1 protein-coding gene is annotated in these 666 nt (G+C 60.8%); it reads left to right on the forward strand.

Annotated elements, in window-relative coordinates:
- The coding region (locus tag G3O00_RS43100) for an IS3 family transposase (RefSeq protein WP_206146644.1) at window positions 1-666 on the forward strand (666 nt) is incomplete at both ends.

A 666-nucleotide genomic window follows, 5' to 3' on the forward strand; every position in this document is an offset into this window, starting at 1 on the left:
TATGGCCGTCCTCGCATCGTGCGGCAATTGCGTGCTCAGGGCCGGCCGGCGAGCGCTGAGCGCGTGCGACGCAGCCTGCAACGTCAGGGGCTGCGCCCGGTCTACAAGCGCCCGTATCGAGTCACCACGGATTCGACGCATCATCTGCCGGTGGCGCCGAATCTGCTGGATCGGCGCTTCGATGGCTGGCAACTGAACCAAGCGTGGGTGAGTGACATCACGTTCATCGCCACTGACGAAGGCTGGCTGTTTCTCGCGGCGATCCTCGATCTGGCAAGCCGGCGTATCGTCGGCTGGTCGATGTCGGAGCGAATCAACGCGGATCTGGTCTGCCAAGCATTACGCCGTGCGTACTGGCAACGCAAACCCGGGCCCGGATTACTGCTGCATTCGGATAGGGGCAGTCAATATGCCAGTTGGGCGTATCGCGATCTGGCCGCCGAATTCGGCATGATGGTCTCAATGAGCCGGCGTGCAAACGCGTGGGACAACGCGCCGATGGAGAGCTTCTTTAAAACCCTGAAGGTCGAGCGCATTTACCAAACGCGCTACGAGACCCGCGCTCAGGCTCGCCTGGACATCGTCGACTGGATCGAAGGCTATTACAATCGACAGCGCATGCACACGTCGATCGACTACTGCACTCCCGTCGAATACGAAACCGTA

This window comes from Burkholderia sp. Ac-20384, from assembly GCF_017104605.1.
GTDB classification, from domain to species: Bacteria; Pseudomonadota; Gammaproteobacteria; order Burkholderiales; family Burkholderiaceae; genus Burkholderia; species Burkholderia lata.